Below are 20,645 nucleotides of genomic sequence, written 5' to 3' on the forward strand. Positions count from 1 at the left end.
AGGCCACCATCCGTGAGCACGCGGATCATTGATCGCCGCCTGCAGGGCTACCTCATTTGAAGGACATTCAACGTCCGTTGCCGCTTGTCCTGCCACCGCCTGACAGAGAGAGAACCTGCCCGAAGGCACAGGGTAGAACAAGATATGGCCCATATACTGCCACAGATATGCTATAGTAGCGCCGCAGCCTGATGCGGGCGGGTTGCGGGGCGAGCCCGGTTCTGCAGGACACGGGGGGGTAGGGGGGCCATCACGCGTCTTCCAGGATACGCGGAATGGCCGACAGCAGACAGCCGTGTCTCGAAGAAAGCGCGCACCTCGCTGAGCCGGCATGCTGGAGAGCCGCGATGTGCTTCGCGGGCCTCGCGGCATTGCTCCTTGCCCTCTGCGCTCTTGCGAACCTCCTTGTCGACCCCGCAGCACGGTGGGGCAGTCCTCTGGGCCTGGAACCCGCCACACTGCGCGGTGACCGCAAGGTCGTTGAGCGCTTGCGCACTCATCGTGACCCGATCGATGCGTTGGTCCTCGGGTCGTCCCACTCATTCTCCCTGCAAGCCGAAGACTTGAGCGTCGCCACGGGACTGCGAGCCTTCAACGCAGCCAGCGCCGGCGCGCGCGTTGAGACGATGTGCGCAGTGCTGCGCTACGTGGCCACGGAAACCGGGCAATGGCCTCGTCTCTTGATCGTCGGCGCCGATGTCGGTAGCTTCTATGGCGAACTGGACACCGATGTCGCTCTCACGCGCGAGCTCGGCGCACACGTTCCATATTCCCTGTCCACCTGGGACCGTCTTGCCCTGCGAGGCCGCGCGATCCGCTCATTATTCGAGAGCGTCACACTGAAAGCCAGCCTGCGATCCATACAGAAATGGCTCGCCCGGCGGGACTCGGCCATGCAGGCGGTGCTGCTCGCGGAGGCGGGCGAAGGTCGTGGACCGGCCGCTGCCCCGCTGGATCCGGATGTCGTTGAGCGGCGCACCCGGCACAGGGCTGCGGAGTATGGAGAGCGCTACCAGGCAAAATCTCTGGACCCGCGCCGCGTACGCTGGTTCAGTGATCTGGTGCGCGAGGCGGCTGGGAACGGCAGTGAAGTGATCCTCTACCTGACCCCACTCAGCCCACGGGTCGACGCCGGGGCAAGACGGACGAGTAACTACGCTCATCTCCTCAGCGAGACATGGGGGCTGCTTCGTAGCCTGGCTCGTAGTGACCCGCGGGTCACTGCTGTCGACTGTTCCACCATCGACAACTTCGGCGGCCGCGCCGATTGGTTCGTTGACGGGGTCCACGGTACCCGGGACAACGGCCGCGCCATCATCCGGCACTGTCTCGCAAGGGCCGGTTGGCACAGCCCCGATCGCAGAGTACGTAACCGCGAGCTCATACGACGCCAGTCCAGGGAATAGGCGAGGTCCGGGTTGCTCTTCAACAGCCACGTGTTCATCTTCGCGTTCTTACCGGTCACTCTGACCGGCTGGTGGATGCTCCGCAGGCACACCGACGCGCGTCTGGCCTGGCTCACCCTCATGTCGTATCTCTTCTACGCCTACTGGGACTGGCGCTTCGTCTCCCTCATGCTCGTGTCCACGGTGATCGACTACACCGCAGGTCTGGGCCTCTCGCGCAGCGACAGCCCGGCGGTGAGGAAGCGCTGGCTCATCGCGTCTCTGGTGGCGAACCTGGGTCTTCTAGGATTCTTCAAGTACAGCGGCTTCTTCCTCGGGTCCGTCTCCGCCGTGTGCCGGGCAGCCGGGATCGACTGGGCTCTACCGACGCTCAATATCATCCTCCCAGCCGGCATCTCCTTCTACACATTCCAGTCAATGTCATACACCATCGACTTGTACCGGGGCGTCGTGCAGCCTGCGAAAAGCTTCCTGCATTTCGCGCTTTATGTCAGCATGTACCCGCAGCTTATCGCGGGGCCAATCGTGCGATACTCGTACATCGAAGACCAGCTTGCCGAGCTCAAGCCGCGCCTTCCCGCTATCGACCTGTGGCGTGGCATCTTCTTCTTTGTCTGGGGCCTGTCGCTCAAAGTGCTCGTGGCCGATATGGTCGCCTCTTACTCCGACCGGTTCCTCGCGGCCCACGAGACCATTGCTTTCCCCACCGCGTGGCTGGCGATGCTCGGGTATGCTTACCAGATCCTCTTCGACTTCGACGGTTACAGCTGCATGGCGGTGGGACTGGCGTTCATGCTGGGGTTCCGCATGCCGCAGAACTTCGACTCGCCCTATAAGGCCTCCAACCCATCCGACTTCTGGCGCCGTTGGCATATCACGCTGTCCGAATGGCTGCGGGACTACCTGTACTTCTCCCTGGGCGGCTCGCGACACGGTCTCGGCAGGACCGTGCGCAACCTGTTCCTGACCATGTTTCTCGGAGGGCTGTGGCACGGCGCGGGCTGGACTTTCGTCGCCTGGGGGCTCCTCCATGGCGCGTTACTCGGAGGTTACCACGCGCTGCGTTCTGTGAACCTGTGGCCGAGCAGTCGCGCCATTGGCCGGGCGATCACGTTCACCGGCGTGCTCTTTGGTTGGGTGCTGTTCCGTTCCGACGACTTTGGTATGGTCGGGAACATTCTCTCGGGCATGGTCGGCCTTCATGGGATGGAGTCCGAGCACATCCACCTGCGCTTCTACGGTATGCTGGCGCTGTGTTTCGTGTGGACCAACTGGGGCCCGAATGCCTGGGACCTGCGCATGACACCCCGGCGTCTGACGGCCTTCGCTCTTGCGCTCGCCTTCGTGGCGTCGGTGCTGATGCTGGCGAAACCCTCGCCTTTCCTGTATTTCCGCTTCTGAGGCTGGGTGTGCGGGGCTTTGCCGGCCGGGCGGTGCGAGCCTCCGCACGTGCAAGCGATAGCCGTGCTTGCAGCAGGTGCCGCCATCGCCCCGGCGAAACACCTCGTGTCGCAGCCCATTATCCTGCGCAGGTGATCCCAAAATGACATCGCGCGAGCGGTTTCACGAGACCTTCCGCTACGGCAAGCCCGACCGCGTGTTCTTCATGCCCCAGTGGGCCTTCAACGAGACCCGGCAGCGGTGGGTGCGCGAGGGCATGCCGCAGGACCAGCACTACAACACGCACTTCGGCTTCGACCGCATGGAGACCATCCCCATCAACAACGCCCCGTGGCCCCCGCCGGAAGTCAGAGTGGTGGAGCAGGGCGAACACTGGACCATCTATGAGGACGAGTTCGGCGGACGTACGAAGCGCTGGCATGACCGGGAGATCGGTATGTCCCAGTGGATCACCTACCCTATCCGCGGCAGGCGCGAGTGGGACGAGTGGAAAAAGCGCCTGGACCCCGAGGCGCCGGTGCGTTACCCGGAATACTGGGAAGACCTGAAGCGCTGCTACGCCGGGCGGGACTATCCGCTGGGCATTCACGCCGGGTCCTTCTACGGCTGGATCCGCAACTGGGTGGGGATGGAACACCTGGCACTATGGTATGCCGACTGCCCGGACCTGGTGCACGAGATGACCGAATACGTGGCCGACTTCGTCCTGCGTCTCATCGAGCGCGCCGTCAATGACATCCCGGACCTCGATTACGCGCTGATGTGGGAAGACATGTGCCACAAGACCGGTCCGCTTATCTCTCCGGCCATGTTCCGCGAGTACATGCTGGAGCCGATGAAGCGCGTGACCAAGCTCCTGCACCAAGCCGGAATCGACATCATCATGGTAGACAGTGACGGCAAAGTGGACGAACTCCTGCCTTTGTGGCTGGAGGCCGGGGTGAACCTTCACTACCCCCTGGAAGTGGCCGCCGACTGCGACGCCCAACGATACCGGGACCTGTACGGGAAGGAGATCCTGCTCATCGGGAACATCGACAAGCGGGTCCTTCGCGAGGGGAACTCGAAGGCGGATATCGAGCGGGAGGTCATGTCAAAGGTGCCCAGACTGGTGGCCGAGGGTGGCTTCTCACCGTGGGTGGACCACTCAGTCCCGCCTGACGTGCCCTACGAAAACTTCAGGTATTACATCGACCTGGTCACCGAGGTCTGCACGCGGCCCAGGGGGTAGCCGGCCGATCTGCGGAAATTGCAGGGGCGCGCCATCATGTTTGGCACGCCCCCACGGAGCTTACTCCAATTGTACTCCCCTACCTGAGCGGCTCCAGGATCGCCATAGCTTTCCGAATGTCCTCGATCTGCTTCGGGCCGCTGATCTCGCGCTCGATGGTCAGGTGGCCGCTGAACCCCATGGACTTGAGCTTCGGGATCAGCACCGGGAAGTTCACCCGGCCTTCGCCCATAGGCATCTCCTTCCCCAGGTTCACGCCGTCCGTGGGGTACTCCCCGTCCTTGCAGTGGGTGCCCTTGACATACTGGCCGAACACGTCCAGCGCATCCACCGGGTTGGCCTTACCGTACATGAGCAGATTGGCGGGGTCGAGATTGATCCCCAGGTTGTCGGTGCCGATGTCCTGGATGGTGCGCAGCAGGGTGATGGGGGTCTCCTGCCCCGTCTCGAACCAGAACTCGACGCCATTGGCCTTGCACGCGCGGGCAACGGTCTGCAAGGCGATGATAGTGCCCTTGTAGAGAATATCGCCCGGCCAGTCGGGAATGAACCCGACATGGGTGGTTATGGACGGGACACCGATGCGCGCCGCCATCTCAGCCGCTCTGCAGAGAGCATCCACCCGCATGGCGCGGTACTCCGGCGGCACCAGACCGATGGTTATCGGCCCCTCGGTAAAGTTCCAGACCGCCGGCCCGGGCAACCCGGCCCAGAGCGTGGAGATCTCTATCCCATAGGCATCCGCAGACTGCTTCAGCGCATCGGCCATCTCGGCCGTGCCGGACGGCGGCCATTGCACTTGCGCGGAATTGAGGCCGAAATCGGCCACCTTCTTCATCAGCTCATCCGGGTTATTCCCCAGGTGAGTCATGACGCCCAGCTTCAACTTCTCGGACATTGCGAACACCTCAGATGGAGTGGTATTTGAGCCACCGGGCAGGCTCCGGCACATGGGGGACTGTCCGTCACACCACCCGCAGCCGGTTCCAGCGTATCTCGCTAACGCAGTCGACCACGCACCAGTGCACGGTGATCAGCGTCCCATCATGCAGCAGGTGAGGGGATGGCTGTCCGAACTTGAAGGAACTCATCTCGTGGATCATGATCTTCTCATCTTGCCGGGCGGCGCCGCTGGCTGCCGCGCCAACACCCCACAGAACGATCTCATCTTCTGTCTCCCAGGTCTCCCCCACCAGGCGTGCCAACCGAGCACGTACACCCGGTTCATCGTATCGATAGTTATAGGTGAAGACCACGCGATCCGGCTCCAACACCGCCGGGCAGCAGCTCTGGCCGTTGAACCCTGTGGGCTTGCAGGGCTGCCAGGAGTACCCACCGTCTTCGGACAGTGCATACTGGTTGGGTATGTCGCGGCCCTGGAGTTTGTCGTGAGCCCAGGCAACCGCGAGCAGGCGTCCCGGCTCGAGTTCCGCGATGCGCACTTCCCAGAACACCAGGCGCTGATGGGGGTCGCGGAACACGGTGGCCATCTGAGACCACGTCCGGCCCTGATCCGAGGAAATGAGCGCAATGCACATATCGCCATTGGGCAGGCTGCCGTCCCACGCCATCCAGGTGGACATGGGAACGATCCAGCGGCCATCGGACAGGATGACCACCGGCGCTTGGGCTTCGAATGGCCCTGGAATCGGTGTAGGGACCACTTCGATGTCACTCCAGGTGCGCCCGCCGTCCGAGGAGAAAGCCTGGACGACCTCCATCGGCAGCAACCCGCCAGTCTCTTCATTGGCAATGGCGGCTTCTGGATCGGATCGATCGAACCGGGTGCCGAAGGCGATCATGCGCCCATCTGGCGAAGCAGTCACCTTGAGGCAGTCCGAAGTCGGCTTGTCTGGACCGGTGCCCGGATAAAGGCGCCCCTCGAGCTCCCAGGTCCTCCCAAGGTCCATCGATCGGGCCAGCCGGCAGTGAGCATCCGCCGCCTCGAAAGCACTGCCCATCTGGTACGAACACAGCAGCTCATCCCCGGGCAGTTGCGCAAGCCACGGGAAGTACGCGTGCTCGGACCTCAAATGCGGGCGCGGATTTCGCACCACGACGCCCGTATCGATGATCTCCAGGCGAGCCATCTTGTCTGCCTCCATCGGGTCTCTCGCCGTCGCACGGGACAGGCTTCGATGCAGCGCCCTTTTCAGCCGCTACTTGACGTCCAGCAGTTCCACCTCGAAGGTCAGCGTGGCATTCGGGGGGATGAGCCCGCCCGCGCCCTGCTCGCCGTATGCCAGGTCCGGCGGAATCACAAGCTTGCGCTTGCCACCGACCTTCATGCCCATAACTCCCTCGTCCCAGCCCTGAATGACCTCGCCCATGCCGATGGTGAAAGAGAAGGGTTCATTGCGGTCCAGCGAGCTGTCGAACTTCGTGCCGTCGTCCAGGGTCCCGGTGTAGTGGACGACAACCGTCTTCCCCTTCTCGGGCGACGCGCCGTCTCCCACTTTGATGTCCGTGTACTTCAGACCGGACTCAGTGGTGGTCATTTCGCCCTCCGCGTCGGTCTTCGCTTCATCAGCCGGCTTGTCCGCAGGTTCTTCCCTGGCTTCTTCGGCGGCCGTTTCGGCGGCGAGCTCAGAGCTCTCCGGGGCCAGCGATGGGTCGCTCATAGGCTGACCCTCCGCGGCAGTGTCGGCCTTCTTCTCCGGGCACCCGGCGAGCACGATAACGGCAAGAATTGCGACGGCGAGCAACAGCATGCGCACGCTCAAGACACACACCTCCAGGTTGTGTAGCGGGCGGCAATGCGCCCGATTCAGCTGTAGTAACTCCGGTATCGCTCCAGCGCATTGCAGATGGCTTCAATGTTCTCAAGCGGCACGTCGGGAGCGCACTCGGCCAGGAGCCACAGGCCACCCTCAGGGGCCCCAAGCCTCTCCACGCACTCCCGAACGTGAGCGTCGATCTCTGCGGGCTTCCAGAAGGGGAACTTCTGGCGATCGAGGTCCAGGTTCACGCAGACCTTTCCCTTGCACTCGCGCACCAGGTTGTCCAGGCCGTTCGCACCGACCTGGGGATTGAGCACGTTCACCCCGCACTCGATCAGGTCCTTGATGATGGGCACGATGTGTCCGTCGGTGTGCATGTACACCTTGGTGCCGGCCTCCCGGCAGAGCCCATAGATCGCCGCGTAGCAGGGCTTCAGATACCTGCGCCATTTCTCGGGGCTGATGGGCAGGGCGTCCTGCAGGCCGAGATCATCGCCGAAGTAGAGCATGGCGGGCTTGTCGGCCAGGCGCTTGCGAGTCTCGGCGAGGTTGTACTCGAGCACAATGTCAATGAGCTTCTGGAGCTCCGGCGGCTCCTCGGCGAAGTCGATCATCATCTCTTCGTACCCGCGCAGGTACGTGAGCCGCAGGAACATGAACCCATGGGGCGTTCCGTCGCTCTCGGAGGGGGCCTTGAACTCATTCACCATCTCGCGCTTCGGCAGGGGATGGCCGGTGACGAAGGCCTCCATACCGTCGCGGACATTGCACCAGACCGAGCCCCAGATGTCCACGTGGTCACCCTCGGCGTAAGTCCCGCCAACGGCGTCGAAATCGCGCTCGCCCTTCTTTGTCTCGCCGAAGATGATGGGATGTCGCGCAACAAGATCCTCCAGCGCCTCGCGGTACTTCATCCAGGTGGCCGGAAGCAGGCTGACGGCAACGGGGATGAACTCCGGGTAATCGAAGTTCATTGCCTTGATGCGGTCGTCGGAGACGCTCATCTTGCCCTATATCGACTCCTGTTCGCGGGGTGGGACCAACCCGCGCAGTTTACTCTGCCGGACGCACGAACGCAACCTGCCCCGCATTGGTTCCGACGGCAGCCGTGACGCCGTCCGGCGTCTCCAGCACCGCCATCTCAACCGGCAGCCCCTTGAGTTGCCCTCTCGCGGTGAAGTCGCCTTTCGCCGAAAACTGCGCCAGCGAACCGTCACGGCATCCGGCGAGGACCACCGGACCCCTCGGCCCGGAGAAGCATCGAACCGCAACCGGCGGCGCGGGCGTGCGCCTGGCCCAGCGGCGTTCGAGCCTGCTGTCCAGCACCAGCACAAGCCCGGAACCTGTGGCTGCCGCGGTTTCCATCTGGCCGTCGCCATCCAGGTCGAAAACGTCTATGTCGGGCAGCATACCAGCCGGAGCTTTCTCGCCGGGCCCGATATGTGCGCAGTACAGCGGCTTGCCATCGGCGTCCCACATCACGACGCGGTTCCAGACACCGTTGATGGCTGAGACCACTTCCAGCGCCCCGTCCGCGTTCATGTCAGTCACCACGGTGCGCGGCCGGTTCTGCGCCGTCCAGCCGCCCACGAAAGTGTGTCCGGCGGGGATACTCTGGTAACCCCTGCGAGTCTGGGTGAGAGTGGCGCTGTTCACAACGGCCATCTCCTCACCGTCATTGGGCCAGCGGGCGATAAGCAAGTCGCGCGACCCGTCCTCACGGGGCACCATGCTGAATCGCCACCCGGGGCCCCAGAACACCGGCAGGCGCTTCACCAGCTGACCGTTCTCGTCGAGGATTTCCAGCGTACAGGCGCTGCCCACGAACGCCCGGCTCTTGCCGGCGTCGAAAACCCCGGTATGCAGGCCGTAGATGCCCGGGTGTGCGGACTTGAACCAGTACTGTTTAGCGGCTTCGTAAACCGCCTGATCCATGACCGACGTGAACTCCCACTTGCGCTCACCGTCGGGGGTAAAGGCGATCACCTGCTCGTTCTCGCACCCGGCCAGGAGCAGGTTGTGTTCGGCCCACCAGCGTAGAACCCGGACTTTTGCGCCGGCATCCATAGTGCGGACCACAGCGCCATTCGGCGCGAGCACAGTGACGGACTTGCCGCTTGCCACTGCGAGAAGCGGCCCTGCGAGGGCCGGGATCGGTTCAATGTCGGCAACCGATTCGGGCAGGTCCGCAGTCACCACGTCCAACGCGGCAAGCTCAGACGACGGCGCCGAATCCCGCATCCAGTTGGGCTTTCCCGAGGCGCGGGCGGCTTCCAGCACCCCCTGCAGGTCATCCCGAACCGAATTGAGCGCATGAGCTGCCGGCACGAGGCCTGACAGATTGTGGCTGCCTGCGCCCAGAGCAACCGTTCGCGGCTCTCTCGCATCCCCGGCGGCCAGTCTCAGGGTGACCGGCTGCTCGGCCGCCACGGATAACTCGCCAGTTGCGAAGTCCCAGCTCACGTCCGCGGGAGTGTCTGACTCGATTAGCCCATTGGCCAATTCCCCCAGGACCCTGCGCCCAATCAGTCCTTCACTGGACAGCAGCGTGAAGCCATCCACAAGTCCACCCGGCGCGACTTGGACCAGCGCAGGCTCCGGCAGTGCCAGCGCGCATGCCCGCTCATTGACCTGGATACAGTCGATCTTCCGATCTTCACCCGCAATGCCCAGCAGGTAGAAGGCGGATCGCCGTTGGCCTGCATTCACTGGGCCGCGCCAGACCATCTCCGTGACTCCGCCCGGGATGGCCTCACCAGTCCAGGAGGGGTGCAATTCGCAGGTGGTCGGCTCCGGTACGTCGGGCGCGCCGTCGGGACGGATGCGCAGGCCCTTGAAACCCACATACAGCCCGGATGAGCGGGGCTCGGCACCAATCACTTCCACCCGCACCGTGTGCTTACCCGCAGCCAGTGAAACACGCCCCAGCGGGACCCGGGCATCCTGGACGGCCGGCGCGAAGTGGTTGTAGTCGGCGACCCGGACCTCCCCGTCCAGTGCCATGCGCACGTGTCCGCGGTCCTGGTAATTGAGCAGGTCGGCGAACACGAAACCCGTCACCGGCTCGCCAAGCTCGAAGTCCACCTCCAGCCAGTGGCCGGGCGCCTTCGCTTTGAGCAGAATGATGTCCAGGCTGTCCAGTCGCGAAGTGCCTTCGGTGCCCGGCGGCAGACTGCGGTAATCGCTGCGCAGAGCCGGGAAATCCAGCCAGCCCGGGGGCAGTTCGCGTTTGCCGCTACCCTTGAAGCGCAGGGCACCATCCTGCGCCGACCAAACACCGCCCACCGGCTCCCAACTGGTGCGCACTTCCATATTCTCGGTGTCGGTGCGGAAGGCCAGGTCGTCGATGAACAGCGCCCATTTTCCAACCTTCTGAACAATCCCCCGGGTCCACGTGCAGTACGGGGTGCGCGGGGTCTGGGTGACTGCAAGGGCAACATCGCCCAGGACGCCGGCATGCAGGAGTGCGCAGTCCATGGCCACCACCGGCTCGACCATGCCGTCCGCGCTGGTGAGGACCTGGTTGTGGTAGCCGGTGAAGGTGCGCAGGCCACCAAGTCGGTGCTCGAGCAACGCGAAAGTGTGGTACGGGTTGCGGCCGCCACCATTGAATCCGTCGAGCATAATGAGGTCGCCCGATGCGTCCAGGGCCGTGCGGAAGCTGCCCCAAAGGAAAGACTGCTCCAATGGGATCCCGCTGTGCCGGTTGGCCCACATGGGCTGGGGCATGGTTTGGATGGTCCAGCGGTTCAGCAACTCCGCAGGCTCACGGGGCGACAATTCGGGGCCCGGCCAGAAGGACTGCCCCAGGCGAAACACGTTCGTGTCCAGCCCGGTACGGTTCAGATAGAACAGCCAGCGTCCATCGCCCGTGAGATAAGCCGACTTTGTGAGCCACGCGAGCGATGCAGTGTTCAGGTAAGGGTCGGGGGTCATCCCGGTGTACAGGACGTCCTGGGTGCGGAGAGCCTTCTGAAGCTGCCCTGATTCCAACCCGCGACGGTCGCCGCTCAGGAGCATGTAGCTCAGAATCGGTTCGTAGTAGGTGTTGTACCAGAAGAGGTGATCGTTGTTCGCGGCCAGCCAATCGTGCTTCTCGAGGGTCGAGAAGTACTGATGCGCGGCTTCGACACAGCGGTCCCAGATCGGGCTGGGGTAGTCCTTCTGGAAGTACCGGCCCAGGCAGTACAGGGACACCGCCGACCAGTCTCCGTGTCGGTCGCCCACATAGGCAGGCGGCGCAGTACGCCCGTAGACGCCCTCGCCCACCCGATGCTTGAGTTGGCGGCTGAAGGCGTTGGTGATCTTCAGCCGTTCCTCGTCGGTGAATACCGGGCTTTCCTCGATCAGGTCCCACAGGAGAATCATGAAGTGCCCGCCGTAATGGTACGGCCCGGCCAGCGGGTCATTCTTGTTCTCGATTAGTTCCTGGTCCAGCCGGTCGATCTCCGACAGCGCCTGGGCGTCAGGAAAGGACAGCCGCACGACCTCGCGAGCGTGGAAGGGGTCGCCGGTCATGGCGTATAGCGCCATGCGCTTGCTGATGCTGTTCCAGCCAAAGTACCCCGTATTGCCGTATCCCCGCGAGGCTTCCCAGATCGGCACCGCCTTGATGTCGTCGGGTATCTGCGTCCCTTCGGGGAGCTTCACGTCCAGCGTCCAGCCCAGCGACAGGTCATTGCCGCCCTGGTGGGCTGCCTTCAGGCGCGCAACCAGCGCCGTTGCGGCGGCATCAACGCCCGCTGCATCGCTCCCGCCCACGATCACCGCGTTCATGCCATTGCCCGAAGGACTATGCACCGTGCGCAATTCATAGCCGCCCTCGCCCGGGTATTTCAGGTCTGTCAGGCTATAGAAGCGATCATACAGGTGGCTGATGGCGCGGTTCGTAGAGCGGTTACCCAGCAGGATTGCGTGTCCCTTCAGTGGGAAGGCTGCCTCCGGGCCCTCGTCGGAGAGCACGGGCAGCGACGCGCCGGTAAGCTGGCGGACGGCCTCCTGGATCGCAGATGCTGCAGCAGCGTACTCGCCTGTCTCGGGCACGATGATAACGCAGGACGACTGCCCCCCGCGGGCGATAGGCGTCTCCAGGTGCAGGTCCTTGAGAGTCTCATAGATCGGGGGAACCGGCTCCGGAATCGGGGCCGGAACCGCGGAAGCTTCGGCGCCAGACACGAGCGTCACCTCGTCGATCACAACCGCGGGCGTGGGCGCGGCGTGGGTGTACAGGTACAGGCGCACGGAAGTGGTGCCCTCGGGGGCGACCATGGTAACAGATACCGGCCGGGCGGCTCCCGGTTCCGCGGCATTCAGGCCGGCCTGCACGAACTTGTCGCCCGGCAGGAACCGCATCTGCAGATTCGCGCCGGCTGAAGAGCGCCCCCCAACCCCGCGCACCATCGCCGTCGCCCGGTACGCGATGCCGCCTTCAGCGGGGACATTCTGGTAGACGCCGATCTCGGCCGCCGCGTCCCGGTCGTCCAGCAGCAGTGCGCCTTTGGCACCGGGCTTCTCGGGGCCCAGCGTGCGGTCGGGTCCGGTCCCGCCATAGAGCATCCAGCCTTCGGGGACGCCGCCTTCCGAGAAGCCCTGGTCGAAAGAGGCATTCACCAGCGCAACCGGCACCGGCGCGCAGAGCGCAGTTGCCGCAAGCAGAGACGGCGCGAACACAATCAGCAGTCGCAGCATGGGCTCACCCCTGTGGTCCGGGAAGCTAACCAGCGTACCGCCACCACGAACGCACCCGCGGTCTCAGTCCACCAGCCCGGCGATTCGGAAGAAGTTGGTGATGAACTTCTCCCCGTCCGGATAGGCGTCGGTCCAGTTCTCGGCATGGAACTGCGCGCCGTACAGGGGTCGCTCCGCATGGCGGATGCACTGAAGCTCGCAGTTGTCATTGCGCGCAAGATGCACGAACCCCGGCGGCAGCTTCTTGATCTCACAATAGTGGGACTCAGGCACCTTGAACCGCTTGCCGAGGCCATCGAAGATCGGGTCGCGCTGGAGCACCTCAATGGGCTGGACACCGGTCTCCGTGAAGTACCCGGGATGATACGAGGGGACCAGGTCGGGCTCTCCGGGCTTGAGCTTGCGCATCGGCTCATCCTTGAAAGCCGCCAGCTTGCGCACGTCCCGGCTGAACACCCAACCGATGAGTTGGTGGCCACCGCAGGCCCCGAGCACCGGGATGTCCACATTGTGCAGCACGTCGCTGATTCCGAAGGTGTCCCTCACCGGGACCTTCTCCCACCCGTAGCCAAATCCCGTGATAAACATTGCCCGGAACCCGTGGCGGATCACGAAAGCAGGAGTCACTTCCGCGTAGTGGGCAATCAGCGCGGGGCAGCCGGTGATTCGCTCGAAACGCATCTTGTTGTCCCAGGCAGGACATCCGCGGCGGTAGTCTTCGTCCCTGGCCATGCTGGCGATGAGTATCATGCTGGTTCCTCCTGTCTACCGGTGTTCCGGCCGGAAGATCTGATTCTCGGGCACGCGCATGGCATCCAGAAGGCCTTCGGCGTAGTCCGTTCGAGCGACTTTTGTGATGTCGTGGGCGTCGCTCCCCACTGAGAATATCGCTCCGGCGTCCTTCAGCCGCTCCACGAAGTCGATATAGGCCGCCTGGAAGCCCTTTGACATGGGCGGATAGTAGAAGATGGCGTCCACGTTCAGCTCAATGGCGCAGCGGTTCTTCGCGCTGGCGGTGGCCCAGGCGTCGATGTGCGAGTCCGGGATGGTGGCGATCAGTTCCTCCCACCATTCCGGCGGGCGAGCGGCGACTTCATTGCGCCCGAACCAGAAGGGGTGAACGAGTACATCCAGCAGCGGGTTCTCCAGGGTCTTCATGAAATGCCGGTGCTGGATGTCCAGAACCAGCTTCATGTCCAGGCTGTCTGTGTAGGTGGAGTGGATGCCGCCGATGACCACCTCGAAACCCCAGTCATCGTGGATCTGTTGGTTGTAGGCGAACTCTCCGTCGCATCCCTGGAAGTTGAGCTCGACACCGAAGAACAGGTCGATCCCGGTCTCAACCTTCGAGATGTCCTCGCGGATGAAACGGAATGCGGGCAGTTGTCCCAGGTGGTTGAGGTGGTCCGTGATGGCCATAGAGGTAATGCCGCATTCCTCGGCCTTGCGGACGATGTTGGGGATTGTGAGGGTCTCATTCCCGCAACGCTGGTAGTAGGTGTGCACGTGATAGTCCATTCCGGTTCGCATATCTGGGTCTCCAGTGAGTTGCCGGCAGGGCCGGCATGTTCGGATGCATGCATTCCCCGACCGGGACGGTCGGCCTGCGCGAGATCACCCGGCATCCCTGCTGCACGGGTGCCACACCAGTCCGCCTGGTGTGCTTCACAGCGAGCGTTCGTCCAGCAGGCACTGCTTCGGCTCCGCCGGAAGCAGTGGCACCCGGTCATTGCAGCGCCTTTCGGGCCTCGTCGTCCGTCGGGAGCGCATCCGCTTCGTCCGTCAGGCAGATCAGGTCCAGGCGCGGGTTCATCGCCGCCGTGCCCGAACCCTCGCGGGCGTAGATGCGGAAAGTGAAGGGCCCCGCGGGCAGGTTGAAGGTGATTGGCGAACCTGGCGGCGCCGTGGTCGAGCCACCACCGGCTCCCGTCCAGTGCCACTTGCGCTCGTTCATGCCGCAGTTGCCCAGCACCTGTCTCCCGGTAAGAGTCACCGGTTCGCCGGGCAGCACAATGCCGAAGGATTCATCCGCGCCGCTGGGGTACCTCACCCGGGCCCAGAGCGTCCAGTTGCCCTGGTGGGGGATGTCCACGGTGTACTGGGCGTACCACTCGTTGATCTCCCCCAGCGTGGGCCTGCCGGTGCAGAGGAGGACATCCCCGAAAGCATCCGGTTCGCTCACGCCGACCTGCGACCCAAGCGCCATCTTCCCCTGGAAGGCTTCGGTACTGTCTGCGCGCACAAAGATCGCGGTATGCGGCCGGGTCATCATCTCGCCCTGTTGCAGCACCTCGGTCAAACGCTCCGGCGACAAGTCGGGGCAGATCAGCGCCGCCCGCCGCGCGTTCACGGGCACTTTCAGCTTCCCGTTCGCAACCTCGCAAGGAATTGCGTCGCCGGCCAAGGATATGACACTCACTTCCGCCGGGTCCAGGTCCAGCGCCAGGAAACCGTCGCGAAAGGCGTGCCAGAGGGTGGCCACCGATCCCGTGCCGAAGCTCCCGACGCAGGCCCGGGCTTCGCGCCCGCCGCCAACGCCCTCAACGGGCCTGACCTCGGGGAAATGGCGCTCCCCCTGCCAGACGATGAGGGCGAAGTCCCGATCCATCTCCCGCAGCTTCTTGCAGGTCTCGATGTCCACCTGCCGGTTCATGCGCAGGTCCTCATAGGTGCGAAAGATCTCGAGGATCTCAGGGGTAAGCTGGTGGGCTTCCATACTGCGGAAATCTGTCTGCAGGGACACTGGGGCGTCGTACCCCAGCGACTTGCACATGAGGTACTCCATTTCGTCCAGTTGCAGGCCGTCGTACTGGGCGGTCACGAGTAGATCCTTCGGCCCGATGAGCTGCCCTGTCACAATGCCCCCGCGGCTGGGCAGGAGAGTAGGTTTCTCGCAGCCCATGGCTCGGTACTCTTCGGCCTCCTTCTCGCTAAGCCGCACCGTGTAACTGCGCACGCCCTTGGGCCAGATACCGAACCATCCCAGTTCCCCGGGCATCATGTCCGCGTGGACGCTGAGCATGTAGCGCACGGACACATTGATGTGGTCGCGCACCGTGGGCCAGACTTTGGGTGGTTTCCCGCCCGAAATCGCGCCGAAGAGAGTGTTCAGGTAATGATCCACCGTGGAACTGCGCGCGAAGGAGTGCCACAGCGGGTGAGTCATCACGGTGCCCATATGGATGATCGGGCGCTTCGTGAACCGTTTCATGGCCTGTTCCTGGAAATTGGACACATAGTAGTTGAAGCGCCGGGTGTCTACGTCCTCTCCCCCGTCGAAGTACACCATGTCGAAGCCGCACTCGTTGAAGATGCTCGACATGCGCCCCATGGTCTCATCGATCAGGTCCGTCTCCTGGTCCACGATGTAACCATTGATGCACCCATCCACGCCGTAGTGGACTGCAGCGTCGCCTGCGTGGTGAGATGCCGGGGTGGTTCCCCATGCGCCGCGCCTGCAGCCGCTGAAAGTATCCCAGACACCATCGGGCCCCACGGCCTCGTACTGGATGATCTCGTCGCCGATCACCACCTCGCGATGCTTGTCCACGCCGCCTTCCCAATACTTGCTTGCAGTCGCAGAACTGCCGGCCCAGTCCTTCAGGTTCGCACCTGGATCGACCTTGATCTCAGTCTGATCCGCAGTGATATCCTGGGCCAGTCGGGTCTCGAACTTGCGCCAGAATCGTTTGTCGGGCACGGGGGTTACGTAGGCGTCGGTTTTGGAGACCTTGGACGCAAAACAGTGCATGCCCGCGAGAATGCCGTTCTCATGGAGCTTGTCGACTACTCCCTTCAGGCCGGCGATGCCATTGGGGTATGCATTCTCGCGGAAGGTATAGTGTCCCACGTCCTTGCACCAGGCGCTGGAACTGAGCATCACCTGGCGGATTCCCGCGCGGTTGCAGTAATCGATGGCCTTGTCCACGTCCTTTTCGCCGAAGGACAGGAAGAAGTAGGACCCGCGCACGCGATCGGTGTCTTTGACAGGCGTGCCGTCCGCATCTTCATTAGTGAGCAGGCCGAAGGCGCGCGAGGCGTCCCGCGCCACCTGCTTGAACCGCGGGGTGGGGCAGGCGATAAGCGCAACCGCCGCGCCCTCGAACCTGGGGCCGGGGGAGTCCTGCAGTTGCGCCTCAAGCATGGGCGGCTTGCTCCCGGCGCCATGGCAATCCGGGAGCCGGTTGGCGGCCATGACGCACAGGGATGTGTCTTGATCCCACGCGCAGTTGAGCCTGCGGCCCAGATTCTCCGTGATGGCGGCCGGCACCCGAAGAAGCGTGATCTGCTCCGGTCGGGTTCCCTCGATTGCCGCTAGCCTGAAGACGATCCAGTCGCGTGCCGGGGCGATCTCGTACACGAGTACCGTGTCCACGTCTTCGAACTCCACCCTCATGCCCCCGGGCATGGCAGTGACTGATTTCGGGTTTCGGGTCTGCCCATCAACCCGCGCCGCGCAGACGAACTTGCCCGCCCCGACGTCGCAGCACTCCCGGCCCGTGGACTTCTCCACGATGGTGGTCCATGCGCCGGCGTCATTGATCCCAATCCGGACGGCGGGCGTGTCCACCACCACCCCGGCCCCGGCGGCGCTCAGTGTGAAGAAGAGCATCAGGTTGAGGAGAACGATTCGCATTCCGGGTCCTCCACGAGCTCAAGGTCTCCGGGATCGCATGCGGCAGCGGTGCCCCCGGGTCAGTCATCATCAGCGCCGAGCAGGATATTGGCGAGTGCCAAACCGTGCATTACAACCGCGTCCAGTATTTCAACAGGCCGCCCACGTTCGCCTGGCACCTCGTAGTTGAAGGGACCCTCAAAGCCAATTTGGCCGAAGGCGTCCATGACCTGATTCCAGTCCACCTTGCTGCCGTAACTGTACGGCAGGCGGTGCTGGTCACCGGAGCCGTCATTGTCGGCGATGTGCGTCGCCACCAGAAGGTCGCCGGCTTCCCGCACGGCGCGGGGGACGTCCCAGCCCTCGAGGATCGCGTGGCCGGTATCCAGGCAGATGCCCAGGGCAGGCGAGCCGATCTCCGCGATGAACGTCCGCAGGCCGGTGATGTCTCCGGACCAGGTGATGGCGCCATCCGGTCCGGTGGTGCGGATTCCGTTCTCGAGGGCCAGGCACACTCCGGCGCGCTCAGCCGCGGCAGCAAGGGTCGACACCGCCTCGAGACGCACGTCGTTCTGGCGCTTCACGTCGTCCAGCGTATGCCGCTGGCCGAACCCGCCCGGATGCAAGACGCCATAGGTGATGCCCAGTTCCGAAAGCACATCCAGATCGCGCAGCACCGTGTCCTGGTCCTTGCGACGGCGCTCATCGTCCAGGCTCGCGATGTCCACAGTGATGGTGATGTGAGCCTGATCCATCTCGATGCCCAGTTCCTCCACCAGTTCGGCGAGAGCAGGGAGGCGTTCCTCGCGATCCGGGGCATCCCGGAGCACTTCGAGATGTTCGGTGGACAGTTCCACCCCGAGGTAGCCGATGTTTGCCAGGCGCGAGATGGCGTCCTCCGGCGACAACTCCCAATAAACGCTGGTCCACATGGACGGGTACATGGACTCACTCCTGGGCGGCGCGAGAGCAAAGGCGCCTTCGTGTGTTTGGTGATTCGTGGAGACTGATTCCCCTCCCCCGTCAGCAAACCTCCCGCAAAGGCGAAAGCCACCCTTTGTGGGTGGCTTTCGATGGTCGGCGTGAGCGCGCGGTCTACTGGTAGACTTCGAAGTTCACCACAATGTCGCCCATCTGGATTTCATCGCCCGGGCGGAGGGTGACCGGGCTGGCGATGCGCTCGCCATTGAGGTATGTCCCGTTGACACTGCCGAGGTCCACAAGCACCCAGCCATCATCCGTCTCATCGATCCGCGCGTGATGGGGCGAGGCCTTGGGGTCGGCAAGACGCAGATCGCAGTCGCGATCGCTGCCCATCACGAAGGAACTGGTGCTTATGGGGATGTCCGGCGCTTCGGGGGCCGTGAGATACGCCCAACCGGCATTGGCGGGCGCGGCTGCCAGAGGTGCTGCTTCACGGGGCGCGCGCTGGGCGGCCATGATACCCACCACTGCAGCAAGCCCCACCAGGAGCACCGCGAGGGCGATCAACCCGATGATCACCGCGGACGCGGGCGAGCCCTGCTGCTTTTCTGTCTTCTCTGCCGGCGTCTCTTCAGTAGGCGCGGGCTCTTCTTCTTCCTCGGGCTGATCGTACGCTTCAACATCGCCGCCGGAGAAAGGCGAGCGGTAATCGCTCAGGGGTGCCACCGGAGCGACCGCGCGCTCGTCAGGGGCTTCCGTCTCCTCGGTCGCGCGCTCAAAGCCCTCTTCATCGTCGGCGGTCACCGGCACTTCCGGCACCGCGCTGTCTGACGTGTATGGGCGCGCGGTCCGTGGTCTCACGCGCTCACGGGGGCGAGGGGCGCTCTCGGTGATGTCCTCCCGTTCAGGGCGGGTCCGCTCCTGCGTGGTCTCCCGGCGACTAGTCTCTTCGGCCGGAGCAGTACGCGCTGGCCGTGCAACGGGCTCCTCTTCGGGCTCAGCCTTCTCTTCCTCCTGGCCGAGAAGGCTGCGCAAAGCTTCATTCTCCAGTTCAGCGGGGCTCGAATCCTCGGCCTGCTGGGCCACCTCGCTCACGGAGCCGTCTGAGCCATTTGTGCGTGTCACACCGGGCCCAGGAGGGTTGCTCTCGTCCAGAAGTTGCGCATAGGCGACCGCAGTGCAAGCCATCGGCGCTAGAAGCAGGAGTATGATCAGACGGTGCATGGTCATGGGTCGCTCCCATCCAATTCGGCGGGTGGTTCAAGGAGGAGCATTCGAGTCGATTCCTCCAACAGGTACAATATCACGAACGATGCAGGGGTCAAGAGCGTTCCCGCCCTTCCCCGACTCCCACGTCACTCCAGCACCACGTAGCCTATCGCGAATTCGACCTTCCGGCCCCAGTTTCTCGCCACACCCGGCTTCAGGTCGGCAAGTGGCACCGCCAACCGCCATCGCCCGTCTCCCGTGTCTTCAGCGACCAGAGCCGTCACTTCCCCGGTGGAAGACCACAACTGGGCTTTTGCCGGCGCCCGTTCGAGGGCCACTCTGATCTCCAGTGTGCCCACGGCCACTTGCTCCGGGGACATCTGGAGCGCAATCACCGTACGCGTGCCCACCCGGAATCCTTGGCTTGAGGGCACCTCCTCCGCCGTGGTGACGGGTAACTCGGGCACAGTGGAATACCCGTGGAACGCCCGCAGGTCCCCGCCGCCGAGGATGTTGTTGAGGGTGCGCATCCGCAAGCCGTGGGTCTGGGTCGGCGCACTGCCCTCGGGAGCGGGAGCGGTCAGGCAATTGATGGAGTCCGGACCGGCGCCCCAAAAGGCGTACCAGAAGAGTTTCACCTGGTCCGGCGTTCGCGGGCCTTTCCGCAGCCACCACGACAGCGCGCGGCAGTACAGGTTGGGCAGGTACTCCTCGAACGGATGCCAGCCCACTTCGGTCTGCCAGACGCCCTCACACAGCCCGGTGGCAACGTATCGGTCCCAGAGGGTCACCATGGAGTCAAGACCGCTGTAGTGCACGTCGAGGATATCTGTCCACTGCCAGGCCTGGAACTCGTCCATCAGCTGCATGTACTGCTCTACTGGATCGCTGCAGGGCCATCCGCCGAAGACCACCTTGCAGCCGTGCCCGCGGATGATCCTGGCCGCAGGGATGTAGACATTCGTGAAGAAGTCCCGGTCGCTGTCGCCCTTCCAAAAGCCAGCCTTGGTGGTTGGCTCGTTCCAGACCTGGAAGTACTTGAGGTTGTACGGCTCCGCCTTGTACCGGGACACTACCGTATCCACGAAGTTCTCCCAGTGTTCCAGCCGGGGGACGTTTGGGTTAGCCTCTTTCCCGGCCCAGCGTGCCGTGTATGCGAGGATCGGCAGAATCTCACAGCCGGCAGTGTGTGCGTTGAGGACCATGCTGTCGTAGCGCTCGAAGCGCCAGTCGTCGTTGGCCGGCTCAATCTCGTTCCAGGAAAAATCGTGGCGCCCCCAGCCGACCCCGAGTTCTCTCCACAGTGGGCTGCCGGGCGGATTGACGGCACCGGCGAAGTCACTCAAGCGGGGCTGGGCACCGGTCTGGGCGATGGAAGCTGGTGCCGAGAGGATACAGGCCATGGAGATAACTGCAAGTCGGCGGATGAGCATACTCATGTGGAACCTCCC

General features: G+C 63.7%; 14 protein-coding genes. 3 read left to right on the forward strand and 11 right to left on the reverse strand.

All coding sequences use genetic code 11. The features are described from left to right. Window positions 1-275 precede the first annotated feature (275 nt). From HPY44_15100 to HPY44_15110, 3 genes are all read left to right on the forward strand, one after another. Window positions 276-1,406 (forward strand): hypothetical protein, encoded by a 1,131-nt coding sequence (locus HPY44_15100; GenBank protein ID NSW57341.1) that lies wholly within the window; start codon window positions 276-278, stop codon window positions 1,404-1,406. A gap of 12 nt (window positions 1,407-1,418) precedes the next feature. Further along, a complete protein-coding gene (locus tag HPY44_15105) occupies window positions 1,419-2,807 on the forward strand; it encodes an MBOAT family protein (GenBank protein NSW57342.1) in 1,389 nt (462 codons plus the stop codon). Between the two features lie 142 nt (window positions 2,808-2,949). Next, window positions 2,950-4,038, forward strand: a complete 1,089-nt coding sequence (locus HPY44_15110; protein ID NSW57343.1) for a hypothetical protein — start codon at window positions 2,950-2,952, stop codon at window positions 4,036-4,038. Between the two features lie 79 nt (window positions 4,039-4,117). Here the strand turns inward: HPY44_15110 and HPY44_15115 are convergent, their stop codons facing one another. From HPY44_15115 to HPY44_15165, 11 genes are all read right to left on the reverse strand, one after another. Continuing rightward, window positions 4,118-4,936, reverse strand: a complete 819-nt coding sequence (locus tag HPY44_15115; GenBank protein NSW57344.1) for a sugar phosphate isomerase/epimerase — start codon at window positions 4,934-4,936, stop codon at window positions 4,118-4,120. A 67-nt stretch (window positions 4,937-5,003) separates the two neighbouring features. Then, on the reverse strand, window positions 5,004-6,128 hold the full coding sequence (locus tag HPY44_15120; protein ID NSW57345.1) for an exo-alpha-sialidase: 1,125 nt from the start codon (window positions 6,126-6,128) through the stop codon (window positions 5,004-5,006). 69 nt (window positions 6,129-6,197) lie between these two features. Next, on the reverse strand, window positions 6,198-6,749 hold the full coding sequence (locus HPY44_15125) for an FKBP-type peptidyl-prolyl cis-trans isomerase (protein ID NSW57346.1): 552 nt from the start codon (window positions 6,747-6,749) through the stop codon (window positions 6,198-6,200). 56 nt (window positions 6,750-6,805) lie between these two features. After that, on the reverse strand, window positions 6,806-7,762 hold the full coding sequence (locus tag HPY44_15130) for a hypothetical protein (GenBank protein NSW57347.1): 957 nt from the start codon (window positions 7,760-7,762) through the stop codon (window positions 6,806-6,808). A gap of 49 nt (window positions 7,763-7,811) precedes the next feature. Beyond that, window positions 7,812-12,446: a hypothetical protein gene (locus HPY44_15135; GenBank protein ID NSW57348.1), complete on the reverse strand. Its 4,635-nt coding sequence runs from the start codon at window positions 12,444-12,446 to the stop codon at window positions 7,812-7,814. Between the two features lie 63 nt (window positions 12,447-12,509). Beyond that, window positions 12,510-13,196, reverse strand: coding sequence for a gamma-glutamyl-gamma-aminobutyrate hydrolase family protein (locus tag HPY44_15140; GenBank protein NSW57349.1), 687 nt, complete (start codon window positions 13,194-13,196; stop codon window positions 12,510-12,512). Between the two features lie 15 nt (window positions 13,197-13,211). Then, complete coding sequence (locus HPY44_15145) at window positions 13,212-13,976, reverse strand: PHP domain-containing protein (protein ID NSW57350.1); 765 nt, start codon at window positions 13,974-13,976, stop codon at window positions 13,212-13,214. A 196-nt stretch (window positions 13,977-14,172) separates the two neighbouring features. After that, complete coding sequence (locus tag HPY44_15150) at window positions 14,173-17,082, reverse strand: hypothetical protein (protein NSW57351.1); 2,910 nt, start codon at window positions 17,080-17,082, stop codon at window positions 14,173-14,175. Between the two features lie 59 nt (window positions 17,083-17,141). Continuing rightward, window positions 17,142-18,005 (reverse strand): sugar phosphate isomerase/epimerase, encoded by an 864-nt coding sequence (locus HPY44_15155; protein ID NSW57352.1) that lies wholly within the window; start codon window positions 18,003-18,005, stop codon window positions 17,142-17,144. Between the two features lie 151 nt (window positions 18,006-18,156). Beyond that, on the reverse strand, window positions 18,157-19,215 hold the full coding sequence (locus HPY44_15160) for an FHA domain-containing protein (protein ID NSW57353.1): 1,059 nt from the start codon (window positions 19,213-19,215) through the stop codon (window positions 18,157-18,159). 125 nt (window positions 19,216-19,340) lie between these two features. After that, the gene (locus HPY44_15165) at window positions 19,341-20,633 is read right to left on the reverse strand and encodes a hypothetical protein (GenBank protein ID NSW57354.1); all 1,293 of its coding nucleotides are present in this window, start codon (window positions 20,631-20,633) and stop codon (window positions 19,341-19,343) included. Window positions 20,634-20,645: the final 12 nt, after the last annotated feature.

The sequence above is a fragment of the Armatimonadota bacterium genome, assembly GCA_013314775.1.
GTDB lineage: Bacteria > Armatimonadota > Zipacnadia > Zipacnadales > JABUFB01 > JABUFB01.

Excerpts from the sequence above, each read along its gene's own strand:
- HPY44_15125 (NSW57346.1), bottom strand. The coding sequence starts at position 6,749 with ATGCTGTTGCTCGCCGTCGCAATTCTTGCCGTTATCGTGCTCGCCGGG.
- HPY44_15130 (NSW57347.1), bottom strand. The coding sequence starts at position 7,762 with ATGAGCGTCTCCGACGACCGCATCAAGGCAATGAACTTCGATTACCCG.
- HPY44_15145 (NSW57350.1), bottom strand. The coding sequence starts at position 13,976 with ATGCGAACCGGAATGGACTATCACGTGCACACCTACTACCAGCGTTGC.
- HPY44_15100 (NSW57341.1), top strand. The coding sequence starts at position 276 with ATGGCCGACAGCAGACAGCCGTGTCTCGAAGAAAGCGCGCACCTCGCT.
- HPY44_15115 (NSW57344.1), bottom strand. The coding sequence starts at position 4,936 with ATGTCCGAGAAGTTGAAGCTGGGCGTCATGACTCACCTGGGGAATAAC.
- HPY44_15150 (NSW57351.1), bottom strand. The coding sequence starts at position 17,082 with ATGCGAATCGTTCTCCTCAACCTGATGCTCTTCTTCACACTGAGCGCC.
- HPY44_15165 (NSW57354.1), bottom strand. The coding sequence starts at position 20,633 with ATGAGTATGCTCATCCGCCGACTTGCAGTTATCTCCATGGCCTGTATC.
- HPY44_15140 (NSW57349.1), bottom strand. The coding sequence starts at position 13,196 with ATGATACTCATCGCCAGCATGGCCAGGGACGAAGACTACCGCCGCGGA.
- HPY44_15120 (NSW57345.1), bottom strand. The coding sequence starts at position 6,128 with ATGGCTCGCCTGGAGATCATCGATACGGGCGTCGTGGTGCGAAATCCG.
- HPY44_15160 (NSW57353.1), bottom strand. The coding sequence starts at position 19,215 with ATGACCATGCACCGTCTGATCATACTCCTGCTTCTAGCGCCGATGGCT.
- HPY44_15155 (NSW57352.1), bottom strand. The coding sequence starts at position 18,005 with ATGTACCCGTCCATGTGGACCAGCGTTTATTGGGAGTTGTCGCCGGAG.
- HPY44_15110 (NSW57343.1), top strand. The coding sequence starts at position 2,950 with ATGACATCGCGCGAGCGGTTTCACGAGACCTTCCGCTACGGCAAGCCC.
- HPY44_15135 (NSW57348.1), bottom strand. The coding sequence starts at position 12,446 with ATGCTGCGACTGCTGATTGTGTTCGCGCCGTCTCTGCTTGCGGCAACT.